This is a genomic window from Phocoenobacter uteri, from assembly GCF_900454895.1.
In the GTDB taxonomy this organism is placed as follows: Bacteria; Pseudomonadota; Gammaproteobacteria; order Enterobacterales; family Pasteurellaceae; genus Phocoenobacter; species Phocoenobacter uteri.
The window spans coordinates 2,025,678-2,041,487 of record NZ_UGTA01000001.1 but is presented as its reverse complement, the minus strand read 5'-3'; the positions used below and the strand labels follow the sequence as shown (position 1 = coordinate 2,041,487).

Annotated in this window: 13 protein-coding genes, 1 tRNA gene and 1 rRNA gene; 4 read left to right on the top strand and 11 right to left on the bottom strand. The window is 36.5% G+C overall.

Annotated features, from left to right (window positions below):
• Positions 1–42 precede the first annotated feature (42 nt).
• The 3 genes from DYE60_RS09365 (at position 43) to fabB (ending at position 3,752) form a co-directional block, all read left to right on the top strand.
• Positions 43–1,824 (top strand): cation:proton antiporter, encoded by a 1,782-nt coding sequence (locus DYE60_RS09365; protein WP_115316321.1) that lies wholly within the window; start codon positions 43–45, stop codon positions 1,822–1,824.
• A gap of 358 nt (positions 1,825–2,182) precedes the next feature.
• Positions 2,183–2,258 (top strand) — tRNA-Asn (locus DYE60_RS09360).
• Positions 2,259–2,534: 276 nt separating this feature from the next.
• Positions 2,535–3,752 (top strand): beta-ketoacyl-ACP synthase I, encoded by a 1,218-nt coding sequence (gene fabB / locus DYE60_RS09355; protein WP_115316320.1) that lies wholly within the window; start codon positions 2,535–2,537, stop codon positions 3,750–3,752.
• A 91-nt stretch (positions 3,753–3,843) separates the two neighbouring features.
• On the opposite strand, the gene srlR is transcribed toward fabB, so the two are convergent.
• The 7 genes from srlR to DYE60_RS09320 all read right to left on the bottom strand — a co-directional run bounded on the left by srlR (position 3,844) and on the right by DYE60_RS09320 (position 8,877).
• Positions 3,844–4,614 (bottom strand): glucitol operon DNA-binding transcriptional repressor SrlR, encoded by a 771-nt coding sequence (srlR, locus tag DYE60_RS09350; protein WP_115316319.1) that lies wholly within the window; start codon positions 4,612–4,614, stop codon positions 3,844–3,846.
• Between the two features lie 25 nt (positions 4,615–4,639).
• Entirely contained in the window at positions 4,640–4,999 is a 360-nt protein-coding gene (gene gutM, locus DYE60_RS09345; protein WP_115316318.1) for a transcriptional regulator GutM, read from the bottom strand.
• 64 nt (positions 5,000–5,063) lie between these two features.
• Positions 5,064–5,840: a sorbitol-6-phosphate dehydrogenase gene (gene srlD, locus DYE60_RS09340; protein ID WP_115316317.1), complete on the bottom strand. Its 777-nt coding sequence runs from the start codon at positions 5,838–5,840 to the stop codon at positions 5,064–5,066.
• Positions 5,841–5,852: 12 nt separating this feature from the next.
• On the bottom strand, positions 5,853–6,215 hold the full coding sequence (gene srlB / locus DYE60_RS09335; RefSeq protein ID WP_115316316.1) for a PTS glucitol/sorbitol transporter subunit IIA: 363 nt from the start codon (positions 6,213–6,215) through the stop codon (positions 5,853–5,855).
• Positions 6,216–6,228: 13 nt separating this feature from the next.
• A complete protein-coding gene (gene srlE, locus DYE60_RS09330; protein WP_115316315.1) occupies positions 6,229–7,197 on the bottom strand; it encodes a PTS glucitol/sorbitol transporter subunit IIB in 969 nt (322 codons plus the stop codon).
• A 19-nt stretch (positions 7,198–7,216) separates the two neighbouring features.
• Positions 7,217–7,765 (bottom strand): PTS glucitol/sorbitol transporter subunit IIC, encoded by a 549-nt coding sequence (gene srlA, locus DYE60_RS09325; protein WP_115316314.1) that lies wholly within the window; start codon positions 7,763–7,765, stop codon positions 7,217–7,219.
• A 212-nt stretch (positions 7,766–7,977) separates the two neighbouring features.
• Positions 7,978–8,877, bottom strand: coding sequence for a cupin domain-containing protein (locus DYE60_RS09320; RefSeq protein WP_115316313.1), 900 nt, complete (start codon positions 8,875–8,877; stop codon positions 7,978–7,980).
• A 101-nt stretch (positions 8,878–8,978) separates the two neighbouring features.
• Here DYE60_RS09320 and DYE60_RS09315 point away from each other — a divergent pair, with 101 nt between their 5' ends.
• The gene (locus DYE60_RS09315) at positions 8,979–9,317 is read left to right on the top strand and encodes a carboxymuconolactone decarboxylase family protein (protein WP_115316312.1); all 339 of its coding nucleotides are present in this window, start codon (positions 8,979–8,981) and stop codon (positions 9,315–9,317) included.
• 306 nt (positions 9,318–9,623) lie between these two features.
• Here DYE60_RS09315 and uvrD read toward each other — a convergent pair whose 3' ends face one another.
• The 4 genes from uvrD to rrf all read right to left on the bottom strand — a co-directional run bounded on the left by uvrD (position 9,624) and on the right by rrf (position 15,805).
• Entirely contained in the window at positions 9,624–11,810 is a 2,187-nt protein-coding gene (gene uvrD / locus DYE60_RS09310) for a DNA helicase II (protein ID WP_115316311.1), read from the bottom strand.
• A gap of 216 nt (positions 11,811–12,026) precedes the next feature.
• Entirely contained in the window at positions 12,027–13,388 is a 1,362-nt protein-coding gene (locus DYE60_RS09305; RefSeq protein WP_115316310.1) for a sodium-dependent transporter, read from the bottom strand.
• 110 nt (positions 13,389–13,498) lie between these two features.
• Positions 13,499–14,608, bottom strand: a complete 1,110-nt coding sequence (gene ald / locus DYE60_RS09300) for an alanine dehydrogenase (RefSeq protein ID WP_115316309.1) — start codon at positions 14,606–14,608, stop codon at positions 13,499–13,501.
• A 1,081-nt stretch (positions 14,609–15,689) separates the two neighbouring features.
• Positions 15,690–15,805, bottom strand: a 5S ribosomal RNA gene (rrf, locus tag DYE60_RS09295).
• Between the last annotated feature and the right edge of the window lie 5 nt (positions 15,806–15,810).

The window sequence follows — 15,810 nt, the reverse complement described above, 5'->3', positions numbered from 1 at the left end:
CATATTTTTTTAAAAATTTACATTTTTTTGGAGTAACCTATTATGGACTCAGCATTGATTTTATCCGCGATTGTGGGATTAGGTATCGCAGCCCAATGGCTTGCTTGGTATCTAAAACAACCATCTATTCTTTTTTTACTCCTTATCGGGATTTTAGTTGGACCAATTTTAAATATATTTCACCCCGATGATGTCTTTGGTGAACTGCTCTTTCCTTTTATCTCATTAGGTGTTGCCGTTATTCTCTTTGAAGGGGCATTAACACTAGAATTTGATGAGATCACCCATCACGGAAAAGTCGTTAAATTATTGGTATCCGTTGGTATGCTGATCACCACAACCGTCATCTCACTTGCCACATTTTGGCTGTTTGATATGGATTGGCGAGTCGCCTTGCTATTTGGTGCATTAGTTTGCGTCACAGGTCCAACGGTAATCGTGCCTTTATTGCGTAGCGTTCGCCCTAATAATACGATTTCTAATATTCTAAAATGGGAAGGGATTTTAATTGACCCAATCGGCGCAATCGCGGTGGTGTTAATTTATGAATATATTATCTCTAATGGCTCAACCAATAGTTTTTGGACATTCAGCAAAATTATAATTATTGCTGCAATTCTTGGAATGGCGGGAGCTTGGTGTTTAGCTAAACTGATTAAACGTCATTTAGTCCCCGATTATCTACGTAATGTTTTTGTTTTAGCCTATATCTTACTCCTCTTTTCCGTTTCAAATGCGATGTCTCACGAATCAGGCTTGCTAACAATTACTGTTCTTGGTGTTGCCCTCGCAAACTGGAAAAATTTTCCAAAAGATCACATTTTAGAATTTAAAGAATCCTTAACCGTCTTATTGATTTCTGTTTTATTTATTATTCTTGCTTCCCGAGTTGATCTGAATGCACTTTTAAGTGTTGGATTTTCAGGATTAGTATTACTCTTCATCGCTATGTTTGTTGCACGTCCACTCGCAATTTGGGCCTCATCAATTGGCTCAAATTTAACCATCAATGAAAAATTGATGATTAGTTGGATTGGCCCTCGTGGTATTGTCGCAGCAGCTATTTCCTCACTGTTTGCCATTCGCTTACAAGATCAAGGAATTAAAGGGGTTGAATTACTTGTACCATTAGTCTTTACCATTATTATTGGAACTGTATTTATTCAAGGATTAGGGGCGAAGAAAGTAGCGTCCCTATTGAAAGTCAGACAAGTTGCCGACACCGGTGTGCTTATCATTGGTTCAAATCCAGTGGCGTTAATGGTGGCAAAATCGTTAAAAGATTTAAACATTCCTGTGATTATGGCGGATACGTATTACAACGGCTTAGCCAAAGCACGAATGATGGGAATTAGAACCTATTACGGTAGCCCTCTTTCCAACCACGCAGACAGTCACTTAGACTTAATTGGCATTGGTTATCTATTCACAATGAGTATCGATCAGGAAATGAACATTCTCTCAGCAGGACATTATTTCCACGATTTTGGTGAAAAGAATATCTTTCGTTTAGAATTTAATGATGAAAGTAATGTTAAAGAACGTAATCAAAAACAAAATGGTTTCAATGTGAATCATTTATTCCCGAAAGACGTTACCTATGCCAAATTAAACACAATGTTAGAGCAAGGTGCAAAAATAAAAGTAACGAATTTAACCGAAAATTATGGTTATGACGATTATAAAAATGATAATAACGTTTTTATTCCGCTTTATACTATTGATAAAAATAGTTTATTAAGAGTTGTTAATGATGAAAGTACTATTCAAAATGAGCATAGATTAGTCTCGCTTATCCTTTCAGAACACTCAGCTAATAAATAATTATCACGTTTTTTAAACAGTGAATCTAAAAATTTAATAAGCATTAACTTTCTTTACATTGAAGGTTAATGCTTTTTTATCTTACTTCTAACAATTTACAATTCCATACAAATGAATTTCATATAATATATGCCGACTATCGTTATATGAATATGATTTTTTTATCATAAATTCTTCTACTTTTTATATTTTAGATACTTTAAAAAATACCCACAATAAAATAATGTGATTTGTACTTAAAGCAACCACCTATTAGTATTGCTTCATATCTTTGATGATTCTCTTGACAAATAACTAATAATTACATTTAACTATTTGACAATATTTATTTTTTAATATAGTATCGGCAAAGTTTTATTCCTCCTTAGTTCAGTCGGTAGAACGGTGGACTGTTAATCCATATGTCGCTGGTTCAAGTCCAGCAGGAGGAGCCAATTTCCTTAGTTTATCTTTTAATCTTGTTTTATTTGTCTCCTTTTGTAAAACTTTAATTCATCTCCTCCTAGAATTAGATTAAAAGAAATTTAACCCTCATACAGAGGGTATTTTTTTATCTAAAATTTCCCTAAAAACACCAAGCAGAAAAAAATCAATCTGAATACCCTTACCCCTTAAAATAGTGTAAAATAACCGACATTTTATAGCTTATTTTAGCGAAAATTTATAAGCTAAAATGGTTTTGATTATTAAACTTTCATTAGAGGATAACAATGAAAAGAGTCGTTATTACAGGTTTAGGCGTTGTTTCAAGTATTGGAAATAACAAAGAAGAAGTATTAAATTCGCTAAAAACAGGTAAATCAGGTATCGAATTTGTACCTGAGTTTGCTGAAATGAGAATGCGTAGCCAAGTGGCTGGCACAATCAAATTAGATCCAAAAGAATTTATTGATCGTAAAGCGTTCCGCTTTATGGGCGATTGTGCAGGTTATGCGTATATTTCAATGAAAGAAGCAATTGAAGATGCAAAATTAACTGAAGATCAAGTATCAAATGAACGTACTGGTTTAGTGATCGGTTCTGGTATCGGGTCAGGACACTGGCAACTTGCCGCTTGTAATGCAGCACAAAGCCCTCGTGGTATTAAAGCTGTTGGCCCTTATGCTGTAACAAAAACAATGTCATCAAGTGTATCCGCTTGTTTAGCAACACCATTTAAAATCAAAGGTGTGAATTACAGCATTAGCTCAGCTTGTGCAACCTCAGCACACTGTATTGGTAATGCAATGGAGCTAATCCAATTAGGCAAACAAGATATCGTTTTTGCTGGTGGTGGTGAAGAATTAGCGTGGGAATCAGCGTGTGAATTCGATGCAATGGGTGCGGTTTCAACAAAATATAATGATACCCCAGAAAAAGCGTCTCGTGCTTATGATGCAGACCGTGATGGTTTCGTTATCTCTGGTGGTGCAGCCGTTGTTGTGGTTGAAGAACTAGAACACGCTCTGGCTCGTGGTGCAACAATCTATGCAGAAATCGTAGGTTATGGTGCAACTTCTGATGGTTATGATATGGTTGCTCCAAGTGGTGAAGGTGCGATTCGTTGTATGAAACAAGCACTTGCAAACGTTCAAGATGAAGTAGAATATATCAACGTTCACGGCACATCTACCCCAGTTGGTGATGTGAAAGAGTTAGAAGCAATTAAGGCAGTATTTAGCGATAAATGCCCAGCAATTTCTTCAACAAAATCAATGACTGGTCACTCACTCGGTGCAGCAGGTGCACACGAAGCCGTTTATTCATTATTGATGTTAAAAAACGATTTCATCGCACCAAGTATCAATATTGACAACTTAGATGAAAAAGCACAAGGTTTAAACATTGTAACTGAATGTCAAAACAAAGAGCTAACGACTGTAATGTCAAACAGCTTCGGATTTGGTGGTACAAATGCGTGTTTAGTATTTAAAAAATACAACGGCTAAATCACTATCCCAATAAAAAACGGTCGGATTATTTTCGACCGTTTTTTTATACCTGCTTTATAGCGGTCATATTTTTATCAAAATTTGCAAATTATGCTTCGACTAAAATAACTTGCACATTCTTTGCAAGTAACTGTTGATAAATCTCTTTATCTAATTTGGTATCTGTAATAATGATATCAATTTGATCTAATGGGCAAACGATATTTGGACTACGACGACCAAATTTCGAAGAATCAGCAAGAACGATAATTTTACTCGCTGCTTTACACATCGCTTTACTCACACCGTGAACTTCATTAAACGTGGTCAGACCTGAGTGTAAATCAATGCTATCTGCACCAATAAACAGCTTATTAAAAGAAAAATTTTCAAAAGTAGATTCTGCAAGTGTACCGTGAAATGAACCCGATTTTGGGCGGAATGTACCACTGGAAATCAGCAAGCTGTATTCCTTATCTAAATTTACAAGGCTATTGATAATATGCAAACTGTTCGTCATTATGGTCAAATTATCAAAAGGCGATAAGAAAGGGATCATCTGTAACACAGTACTACCCGTATCCATAATAATTGAGTCACCTTCTTCGATCAGCGTTGTAGCTTGCTCTGCTATCTTCTTTTTAATTTCAAGGTTAATAAAAGATTTACTTAAAATCGGTAAATCTCGTTCCTCATCATTCGTCGCTAAAACCACACTTCCATAGGTACGTAGCACTTTACCATTATTTTCAAGGGTAGAAAGATCTTTTCGGATGGTTGCCCCTGTTGTATTGAAATGCAGTGCAAGGGTTTCTACTGAGGTTTTTCCGTTTTGTTGTAAATATTCAATAATTTGTTTTTGTCTTTCTACTGGCTTCATTGTTTTATCGCTTAGTTGCAATATGTTATTTCAGCTTTATTGCTTCTGTCAGTGCTTCTTGGTAGGCGATTTGCTTGGAAAATAACGTGATTGGATCAATATTGTCATAATGTAATCCAATTAAATTTTCCATTGATTGAGGTTGCGAAAAAACCGAAAAACCTTTCATTAAAATCGCATCTGTTACATAAAGATTAGAATCAAATGCAACGGCAATAATGACTTTTGGTTTAAAGCGTCCTTTTGATTTTCCAACGCCAACATTTCCTTTTTTACACAACGCTTGAAATGCGTTATTAAAACGAGAAACTTGCCACCAACCTAATCCAATTTGCAAAATCCAAGCACTAATCGCAATAAAGATTAACATATTTGTTGAATTCATAACCTATTATCTCATATTCAGAAAAATTGGCGAGCCTAAAAGGAATAAACTCGCCATATTTTAATTAAAACATTACTTGTCCACCAGTAATATTGATTGATTGCCCCGTGCAATAAGCAGCTTGCTCACTTGCATAAAAGAGCAGAACATTCAATACATCTTGATATTCACAGCCACGTTTTAATGGCACTTTATCAATATACAGTTGTTCAACTTCATCCTCTGGTACGCCTAATTTTTTCGCGTATTGTGGAATTAAAGATTGAAACATTGGCGATTGTAATAAATTTCCTAACATCAACGAATGTACTGTAATACCATGTTCAGCAAGATCAAGGGCAAGGGATTGAGTCAATCCCACACCGCCAAATTTAGCCGCACTATATCCTGTATTATGCTTGCTACCAACCTTGCCCGATTTTGAGTTAATTTGCATAATGCGTCCTTTAATGCCCTCACGGATCATCAATTTTGCAAATTCTCTGGCGCACAAAAAATAGCCCGTTAAATTCACTTTTACAGAAAGCTCAAAATCATTTAGCTGAAATTGTGTAATTGGCGATGCTTTCGCAATACCAGCACTGTACACCACCAAATCCACTCGCCCAAAATAGCTATCAACTGCTTCGGCAAGCTTAATCACGCTCTCTTCATTTGTAGCATCAACGTAAAAGCCTTTGGCGACAAAATTATTGCCCATAATTTCATTAGCGACCTTTTCTGCGTTGATTATATTGAGATCGGCCACCGCCACACGATAACCATTCTCCGCAAGCCCTTTACTTAAAAAAGCCCCTAAGGTTTGTCCGCCCCCAATGATGACGGCCACTTTATTATTCATATTTAACACCTCTTACTGTTGTTTAATCGCTATAACGGAATGAATATCAAGCTCTGGCACATCGCCTCTTACATGAATATTTCCAGGATATTCTGCTTGTGTTGCATTATCAAAACGAAAGCTGATATGCCCTAATTCTTTTAAATTGCAAGATGCGACGTTGCCCACTGCGGTAATGGGGTAATCTTTATCATCAATTTGTAAAATATCCCCCGCTTTCACATCACAACGTAACTCATCGTGATTGTGAATAAAGCAGTAATCTTCTAGGTCTTTCGGCACATTTTGTTTGAAAGTGATAAACATATTTTCACTCAACGCTTCTTTTGCAAATTTTCCGACTTTTGTGACCGCTACTTGATAAATAACTTTCATCGTTACCCCTTATTTAGTAAATAAATGCAGAAACAAACCACGCAAGTAGTACCGTTGGAGCACCCGTTAAGAAACGACTCACAAGAACAGATGGAACACCAACTCTGACCGTATCTTGTTTTGCCTCAGCAAGAGATAATCCTACTGGGATAAAATCACAGGCTGCTTGGGCATTGATAGCAAATAATGCAGGAAGTGCTAAATGTGGAGGAATATTACCTAATCCAATTTGCGTTCCAACCAACACACCTATAACCTGAGCGATAACCGCTCCAGGACCTAAGAATGGTGAGAGGAATGGGAATGAACAAATGAGTGCAAGGGTAACTAATCCGATTGGGCTACTCGCAAGAGGGGTTAAACCGTGTGCAATCCAATCCCCTAAACCAGAAGCGATGATAATCCCAATTAAAGCGGAAACGAACGCCATAAAAGGTAAAATGGTTTTTAAGACGGTATCAATAGTATCTCGTCCAGCTTGGAAGAAGACCGCTACGATAGATCCCATCCCCATACCAATTTTTGCGAGTAAACCATCGCTTTGCTCGGTAATTTTTTTCGTCGTATCATAGTCTTTTACAGCCTCATTTGTACTGTGTTGCTGTGTTTCCGTGCTGTCAATTACTGAAATATTTTGCTCTTTCACCGCAGAGACATAAATATTTTCAACAATAAACTCGGCTAATGGTCCTGACTTTCCAGTAGCGTGAATATTGATTGTTGGAATACCACGCTTAGGATAAATCCCACAACGCAACACCCCGCCACAATCCACAATCGCTAACCCGATTTCACTATCATTAGGTTCGCCATCTTTAAAACCATCAACCGCTTCCCAGCCAGTCAATTCAACCAATTTATTTACAATACTAGGACGAGTGCCAGCTGTCATATAAAGAATTTTTTTACCTTCTTCAATTGGTAAGGTTAAAGGACCACCCCAACCACCATTACCTTTTTCAATATAAAGTGCTTTTGCCATAATTTAGTTCCTCTCAATTTTATAAACGAACTTCACGATCAAGGGTAATATTCATACGTTTTTCAAAAATAGACGTGGTAAGATCGGTAACCCAGCCACGGAAGAAATTGGTGACCATACCGACTAACAAATAGCTAACCGCCAGTGGAGCAAGTGGAATATTAAGGGTTGTTAAACCACTCGCAATACCAAGATAAACAAATAGCTCGCCAGGGTTGATATGTGGAAATAGACCATTCATTGAGTGGCAGCTATACGAAGCCGCTGCATAATAACTTGGTTTATAGCATTCAGGTAAAAAACGTCCTAAACTTAATGTCATCGGATTACAGAAAACGAAAGTCCCGATAACAGGTAGAATTAAATAACGAGAAATAGGGTTGCCAGCACTTCGCTGTGCTAAACGCTCAATTCTTTCCTGACCAATAAACTTGATCAAAGCGTTCATCACAACCAGTAAAGAGATAAGCAGTGGTAAGATCCCTGTAACCATACTAACAAAGACCTCGCCACCTTTTTGGAATAGCCCAATAAACCATTCCGCACTATGAGTAATAATTTCAATCATAATAAACCTCGCTTTTAGAGTTTACACAAAACTGGCTCAACCATTTGAACCATTGCGGGCATATTAGATCGTTTTAAAAATAAAATCTTTTAACTAGATCACAAAATGAAAAATTTATTTTTTATTTTGAAAGATTTTTGTAATTTTGTGATCTGTATAGCGGTCATATTTTTATAAAAATTTGCAAAAATATTAAACAATCTATCTCAACATCATCTCTTGCGATAAACGCTTGGTGTCATTTCATACATTTTTTTAAAAGATTTAATAAAATGTGTTTCTGACTGAAAACCAGTTAACAGAGCAATATTACAAATTGAGTGTGCTGTTCTTTTTAATAACACTGCAGCTTGTTGTAAGCGAATTTTTTGTAAAAACACGTGTGGTGTAACACCAACTTGCTGCTTAAACACACGCATAAGCTGAGCACGTGAAAGATGACTCTTTATCATCATTTTTTCTATCGACCAATCCTCCTCAGGTGAGCGTAATATCCCATTTAACAATGCCGTTAAACGATGATCTTGAATCCCCCTCAAAAGCCCTCCTGTATCCGCTGGATTATCATCCAAATAGCGACGAATAATCGCAATAAGAAGCACTACCGATAGACTATCAATAACTTGCTGACTTCCAATATTTTCACCACTGATCTCTTGTTTAAGTAAAGCAAGCAAAGGTTGCAACAAAGAATCTGGCAAATGAACAGAAAGCCACTCAGGTAAATCATAAAATAAAGTTGCATATTTATCATAAGAAAAATGGGCACAAAACAACGTAAAATCACTCTTCCCTACTCCCTTGTGTTTGATCTGAATGCAACCCCTTGAATCAACTAAAGGGATATCCATACTATTTTCACAGCTGCATTGACTACTTAAAATATGTGGTGCCGCTCGGCTAAAGAAAATAACATCACCCGTTTTTAAAAGATGACTTTGCTTCTCGCCAGCTATTTTTAGGTATCCCTCTCCTTCCACCACAATATGCACAACGGCCTTCTCTGGCTGATGATTATGCTTTAAAAACCAATCGCCTTGAAGTTGGCATTGTGTATCAATCCCCCCTGAAATTTGAGCAAACTGAATAAGCTTATCTAAACTATCTGACATACGATTTCACCATAAAATGAGACTTTTTGACTATTTTTATATCCAAATTATCGCAATAATAGCATTGATTTCATTTTTTAAATACCGTTGGGGGACAAATAATGCAATTTAATAACTGGACAGAACACACCGCTCACGTTAAACAATCTTTTGGTGCATTAGGTAAAAAGCATCCAAAAATGTTAGAAGCCTATAAATCATTAGGTGCAGCGGCAGCAGCAGAATCATTAGATTTAAAAACACGTGAGCTTATCGCACTAGCGGTAGCAATCACAACACGTTGTGAAAGTTGTGTAAGCGTTCACGCAGAAGAAGCAGCAAAAGCAGGAGCGACAGAAAGTGAAATTGCAGGTGCATTAGCAACCGCAATCTCACTGAATGCAGGTGCTGCTTATACTTATGCACTACGTGCCTTAGAAGCAGTAGAGCAACAAAAATAAGATCTGATCTTTAATTGCTATCATTGAAAAGTGGAAAGGAATCATGGCCTTTGATTACAACCTTATCTTTTTTGATAACAATATCAAAACTTAGATACCTAATTTGGGAGATAATTTCCCAACCCTAGCTCACGGATTCCCTTATATTTGAAGAGCTGGGGATCTTATTTGTCAAAGGCATCATTATGATGCCAAGCGTATTTTGACAGAATCAAATAAATAATAACTAAATCTTATCTCAAAATTTTTCATTGATTTATCTCTTTGATATTTTTGGTGCAATACGGATATTGCACCCTTTTTTATCTAAACTCTGTCTAACTTCGCCATTTTTGCCACCAACCATTTAATGCCATTTTGTACAAAAGCAATTTGTAAGCGAGTTTGTTCCCCTGAGCCTTCCACATTGATAACCGTACCTTGCCCAAACTTCGCATGTTGCACTTTTTGCCCCATTTTCCAACCGCTATCTTGTAATAATGATGGCGTCGAAGCGGTACGATTTTGTGTACTTTTTGCAAAATTTGCTGGGCGATTGATTGTGCCTCGCAAGCGGACGACTTGAATATGTTGCTCTGGTAATTCTGAAATAAAGCGTGATGGAATATGTTTTTCTTCTTTACCATACAGGCGACGACTTTCAGCATAACTTAATGTTAGTTTTTTCTTAGCTCGTGTAATCCCAACATAAGCCAAACGGCGTTCTTCTTGCAAACGATCTTCTTCAAAACTGCGTCCGCTTGGGAAGATCCCTTCTTCAACGCCTACGATAAACACACGTGGGAATTCTAACCCTTTGGCTGAGTGTAATGTCATCAATTCTACATAATCTTGATGTGGCGAGGCTTGGGCTTCACCCGCCTCTAGCGATGCGTGGGTGAGAAACGCGGTTAAATCACTCATCTCTTCCGCTTCATCAGGCTTAGTAAATTGACGAGTAGCGGTCACTAATTCGCCTAAGTTTTCAATGCGTGCCTCACCTTTCTCCCCTTTCTCTTTCTGATACATTTCCAATAAACCAGAACGGTTGATCACAAATTCCGTCTGTTCAAAAAGGGGCATTTCTGCGGTTTCCACGTCTAAGGCGTTGATCAATTCTGTAAAGCGTAACAAGGCATTTGAGGCACGCCCTGAAAGTTGTTCTTCTTGGATCGCCACTTGTACTGCTTGCCATAAGGTGATTTGGCGAGTACGAGTAAGCTGGCGTAATACATCAAGGGTACGATCGCCAATACCACGCGTCGGGGTATTCACGACACGTTCAAACGCTGCATCATCTTGACGGTTTGCCACTAAGCGTAAATAAGACAAGGCATCTTTAATCTCTTGGCGTTCGAAGAATCGCATTCCGCCATAAATACGATACGGAATATTGGCTTGAATCAAGGCTTCCTCAATCACACGAGATTGGCTGTTGCTACGATATAAAATCGCACATTCGTTCAGCTCACCTTCATCTTCACACCATCTTTTGATTTGTGAGGCGACATAACGAGCCTCATCTAATTCATTAAAAGCCTCGTAAATTTCTACTGGATCGCCATCGCCACTATCCGTCCATAATTTTTTGCCAAGACGATCGCTGTTATTGTCAATTAAGGCGTTGGCGCTGTTTAGAATATGCCCTGTTGAACGATAATTTTGTTCAAGGCGAATTGTTTGAGCGTGAGGATAATCTTCTAAGAAGCGTTGAATATTCTCCACTTCAGCCCCTCGCCAACCGTAAATAGATTGGTCATCATCACCCACAATCATTACGTTACCCGATTGCCCCGCAAGCAGACGGATCCAACGATATTGAATTTGGTTGGTATCCTGAAACTCGTCAATCAAAATATGCGGAAAGCGTTCTTGATAACGTTTTAAAATAAGTGGATTATCTTTAAATAATTCATAGGCACGAATAAGTAATTCAGCGAAATCAAGTAATCCTGATCGATTGCACGCATCTTGATAAATCTGATAAATTTCCACTAATTTTCTTTCATTACTGTCATTTTGGTGATCAATTTGATGTGGGCGTAACCCTTTATCTTTTTTGCCGTTGATATACCACATTACGTGCTTAGGAGGAAAATTCTTTTCATCAATATTATGTAATTTGAGCAGGCGTTTGATAAGGCGATGTTGATCTTCCGAATCCATAATTTGGAAATCTTGCGGAAGGTTGGCATCAAGATAGTGAGAACGTAATAAGCGATTGGCGATACTATGGAAAGTGCCGACCCACATTCCAAACAGACGATGGCTCGATGAAGAGAGCGTATGTTCAATACGATGACGCATTTCTGTTGCGGCTTTATTGGTAAAAGTCACCGCAAGAATATTAGATTCAGGAATATTTTCTACGCCAATTAGCCACGCAATACGGTGAGTTAAAACACGGGTTTTACCACTGCCCGCTCCAGCTAATACTAAATAGTTCCCTACTGGGGCTGCCACCGCTTCTCGTTGCTTTTCATTTAGCCCATCTAATAATAATGAAAAATCCATCGCCTACCTCTATTTTTATATGTTTTTTTATACAGTAATTAGCTAAGCATTATAGACCAAAGCGGTCAAATTTTGCAAAAAATTTGCAACTTTTTTTCGATAGATAAGCTTGTCGAAGCATAAGAAATTCTTAGGGAGTGAGAAGATATTAAGGATACAATCAAGATAAAAAAAGGTCTTTGAAAACTCAAAGACCTTTTTACTGTTCGCTGTTATTTAGATCGATTCAAAGAAAATCACTAAAATAATAATTGGGATAACAAATCTTACGTAGTTAAACCAAAGGGTTGTTAATGTTTTCCCTGCGTTAAGCTCTTTCTTCGCTTCATCTTTTAAGACATAGCCCACAAAGATTGCTGTACCTAATGCGGTAAGTACGAATAAGATATTTCCACTGACATAGTCGAAAGTATCAAAAATGCTACGCCCCATAATGGTAATTGATTTCCAAGTGCTTGATGATAATGCTGATGGAATATTACCAAGTACAAAGATACCACCGATAGTCGCAATAATTGACTGTTTACGGGTTAAATCTGTTTTTTCTTCAATCGCAGTAACTAATACCTCATAAATAGTTAATGATGTTGTTAGTGCTGCTACTATCAATAAGCTGAAGAAGATAATCGCAAAGATTGTTCCACCTGGCATATGACTGAATACGATTGGTAAACTTTGGAATACTAAAGTTGGGCCAGAGCTTGGTTCAATACCAAAAGTAAAGAGTGATGGAAAGATCATAAAGCCAGCTGCCACTGCGATAAGTGTGTTAATTACAGCGGTAATACAAGCTGTTTGAACAAGATTTTCTTTTTTGTCTAAGTAGCTTGAAAGTGTGATTAACACCCCAAAACCTAAACTTAATGCAAAAAATACTTGACCTAATACAAGAATAAATAAGTCACTAGTGATTTTTGAAAAATCAGGAACTAAATAGAATTTAATCCCAACCATTGCCCCGTCTAATGTGATGTTACGGATAACCATAACTAATAGACAAACAAATAGGATTGGCATCAGATATTGAACCGCTCGTTCAATACCTTCCATAATACCTTTTGCAAGGATAAAATAATTCACAAGTGCAAATACTAATGAAGAAATGATAATCGCAATAGGATCATTTGTAATATGGTCTGCAAAAAACTGTTGTGTTAATTCCGCAGTAACCGGTTGTGATAAATCTAAATTTCCGCCTACTAAGTTAGCAATAAAGTTAATTACCCAGCCACCAAGCACTGTATAATAGGCCATAATACCAAAGGATCCTAATAATCCCATATAGCCCAGAATTTTCCATCCTGGATGAATTTTTTTATTATTTGCTGTACCAGTAAATGCGTCGATTGCATTTGCTTGCATTCTTCGACCGATAACATTTTCAACTAAAATCATTGGAATACCAATGACGATCATTGCAATACAGAATAATAAAACATAAGCTCCACCACCATTTTCACCAACTAAGTAAGGAAAACGCCAAGTTGCCCCAAAACCTACCGTTGCCCCTGCAACAGTAAGAACATAAGTTAAACGGCTCGACCAAGATTGGCGTGGTTCAGTTTGTGTGTTTGACATTACATACCTCTCTTTCTAATGTTAGAACGCATATCTTCTCATTTTATTTAATAAGAAGATATGCTTTTGTAAGATAAATTATCTATTAGATAACTTAAATCGATTGAGTGTTATTGTAATGCTACTTTTGGATCTGTATATTCCATATCAAATGCATCACAAACACCTTTGAAGGTACATTTACCTGCATAAGTATTCAAACCATCTAATAATGCTGGCTCAGTTAAGCAGGCTTCTTTTACACCTAATTTTGCAATTTTTAAACCATATTCTAAGGTTGAATCAGTCAAACCTAGCGTAGAAGTACGTGCCACACAACCTGGCATATTTGCTACGCAATAGTGAATAATGCCATCAACTTCATAAATTGGATCATTATGTGTTGTTGGGTGTGAAGTTTCAAAACAACCACCTTGGTCAATTGCAACGTCAGTTAAAATTGCACCTTTTTTCATTAGTTTAAGATCTTCACGACGTACTAAGTGTGGTGCTTTTGCACCTGGAATCAATACCGCACCAATCACAACATCTGCTTCTTTTAAGCAACTTAAAATGTTACCGCGAGAGCTAGTTAATGTTTTAATCTTCATATCAAAGATTTGATCAATATAAGCTAAACGAGCTGCATTGATATCTAATATTGTGACATCAGCACCAATACCCATTGCGATTTGAGCTGCATTAAGACCAACAACACCGCCCCCTAAAATGACTACTTTCGCTTTTGGTGTACCCGCTGTACCGCTTAATAACACACCAGCACCACCAAAGGTTTTTTGAATATATTTTGCAGATTCTAAGGTTGCTAAACGACCTGCAATCATACTCATCGGTGCTAAACAAGGTAAACCTGCTGGGGTTTTAATGGTTTCATATGCAATTGCTTGAATATTTTTCGCAAGTAACATATCGGTTAGAGGTTTATCGGCGGCTAAGTGGAGATAGGTGTAAAGAATTTGGTTTTCTCTGAAATATTCATATTCACATTCAATAGGCTCTTTTACTTTAATGATCATTTCACTTTCTTTAAAGAGCGTTGCTTTATCCGTTAAGATAGCACCTGCTTCAGCATAATCTTGATCTGGAAAACCAATTTCTGCACCTGCATTATGTTCAATATACACCGTATGACCAGCTTCAACATAAGATTTTACGTTGGCAGGCGTTAAACCAACACGATACTCTTGAACTTTAACTTCTTTTGGGCAACCAATAATCATTTTAAGTCTCCTTAGTTTTATTGATTAAAAACAAACAATATTGTTTTGAGAGAAAAACGTGAACACTAAAATGAAGATTTACTTCTTTTTAACATCCATCATTTAGAGCCTATTCTATTGACTAATGAACCAAATGTCTGTGACGTAGTTCACAGATTCTATAAAAAATATCTTTCTTTAATACAAAAAATAGAGGAATAATAAAATAATGATTTCTTCAATTTATACTCAAATCTCTTTTCAGTTTAAATTATTTACGAACAAAAAGATCCCACATTAACAATATCAGATTTCAAAAATTGCAAATTCTTAAAAAAATTTGACCGCTATAATCACTTGGTAACCTAGCATTATCACATTATTTGACTATCTCACTCCAATTTATACTTTAAATCATCATTATACTATACGAAGAAATTAACAAATGTACTATATAAATTAGCATAAGAATCCATTATTGTGCCTAGTTTACATATTTAAATACACAAAACTGCTTTCAATTTTATTTGAAGTGTTAGGTATTTATTTTAATAAGTAGAAAGTAAGGTATAGGTTTGTATTTAAACTACTCATATTTGCAGAGTGGTAGTTCAGTTGGTTAAAATGAAGAGTTCTTATTGAACATCTATGAATATAACAAGCGCCATCTATTTTAGAATTTATGATAATTTCATCACCTATAACTATAAAGATTTTTAAATTAAGCCTCAAAAATCACTATAAGTAAATTATAATTAAGTATAAAACTTATATAGTAGGTAAAGCTATATAAAATCAAAAATTTTTAATTAAACTGTCCTATTCCTCGAATATAAAAAACACGTAAAATAAGTTATTGAATTCTCTTTAGATGAAAATAATTAGTTTAATTTTTAAATACATTTTGACAATTACATCTTTACACCAAAGCTATGTTAAAAGTAAGTTGTATCATATTTTTAAAATTATATTTTGAATGTATTTACTTAAAAGATTTCAGCTTTTATCTGATAAAATGTATTTACTCTTACTCTTTATATACTTTCCCCCAAACGCAAAAAAGCCGTAACTATCTCTAGTTACGGCTCTCTCTAAATTAAAACCCTGATGGTGTCCTACTCTCACATGGGGAAACCCCACACTACCATCGGCGTTACAACTTTTCACTTCTGAGTTCGGTATGGAGTCAGGTGGTTCCGTTGCACTATGGCCATCAGGAAAAT

Bases quoted from the DNA above. Each gene is read 5' to 3' on its own strand.
- srlA (WP_115316314.1), bottom strand. From the start codon at position 7,765: ATGATTGAAATTATTACTCATAGTGCGGAATGGTTTATTGGGCTATTC.
- DYE60_RS09315 (WP_115316312.1), top strand. From the start codon at position 8,979: ATGCAATTTAATAACTGGACAGAACACACCGCTCACGTTAAACAATCT.
- uvrD (WP_115316311.1), bottom strand. From the start codon at position 11,810: ATGGATTTTTCATTATTATTAGATGGGCTAAATGAAAAGCAACGAGAA.
- srlB (WP_115316316.1), bottom strand. From the start codon at position 6,215: ATGAAAGTTATTTATCAAGTAGCGGTCACAAAAGTCGGAAAATTTGCA.
- DYE60_RS09365 (WP_115316321.1), top strand. From the start codon at position 43: ATGGACTCAGCATTGATTTTATCCGCGATTGTGGGATTAGGTATCGCA.
- DYE60_RS09320 (WP_115316313.1), bottom strand. From the start codon at position 8,877: ATGTCAGATAGTTTAGATAAGCTTATTCAGTTTGCTCAAATTTCAGGG.
- srlD (WP_115316317.1), bottom strand. From the start codon at position 5,840: ATGAATAATAAAGTGGCCGTCATCATTGGGGGCGGACAAACCTTAGGG.
- DYE60_RS09305 (WP_115316310.1), bottom strand. From the start codon at position 13,388: ATGTCAAACACACAAACTGAACCACGCCAATCTTGGTCGAGCCGTTTA.
- gutM (WP_115316318.1), bottom strand. From the start codon at position 4,999: ATGAATTCAACAAATATGTTAATCTTTATTGCGATTAGTGCTTGGATT.
- srlE (WP_115316315.1), bottom strand. From the start codon at position 7,197: ATGGCAAAAGCACTTTATATTGAAAAAGGTAATGGTGGTTGGGGTGGT.
- srlR (WP_115316319.1), bottom strand. From the start codon at position 4,614: ATGAAGCCAGTAGAAAGACAAAAACAAATTATTGAATATTTACAACAA.
- ald (WP_115316309.1), bottom strand. From the start codon at position 14,608: ATGATTATTGGTTGCCCAAAAGAAGTTAAAGTTCAAGAGTATCGTGTT.
- fabB (WP_115316320.1), top strand. From the start codon at position 2,535: ATGAAAAGAGTCGTTATTACAGGTTTAGGCGTTGTTTCAAGTATTGGA.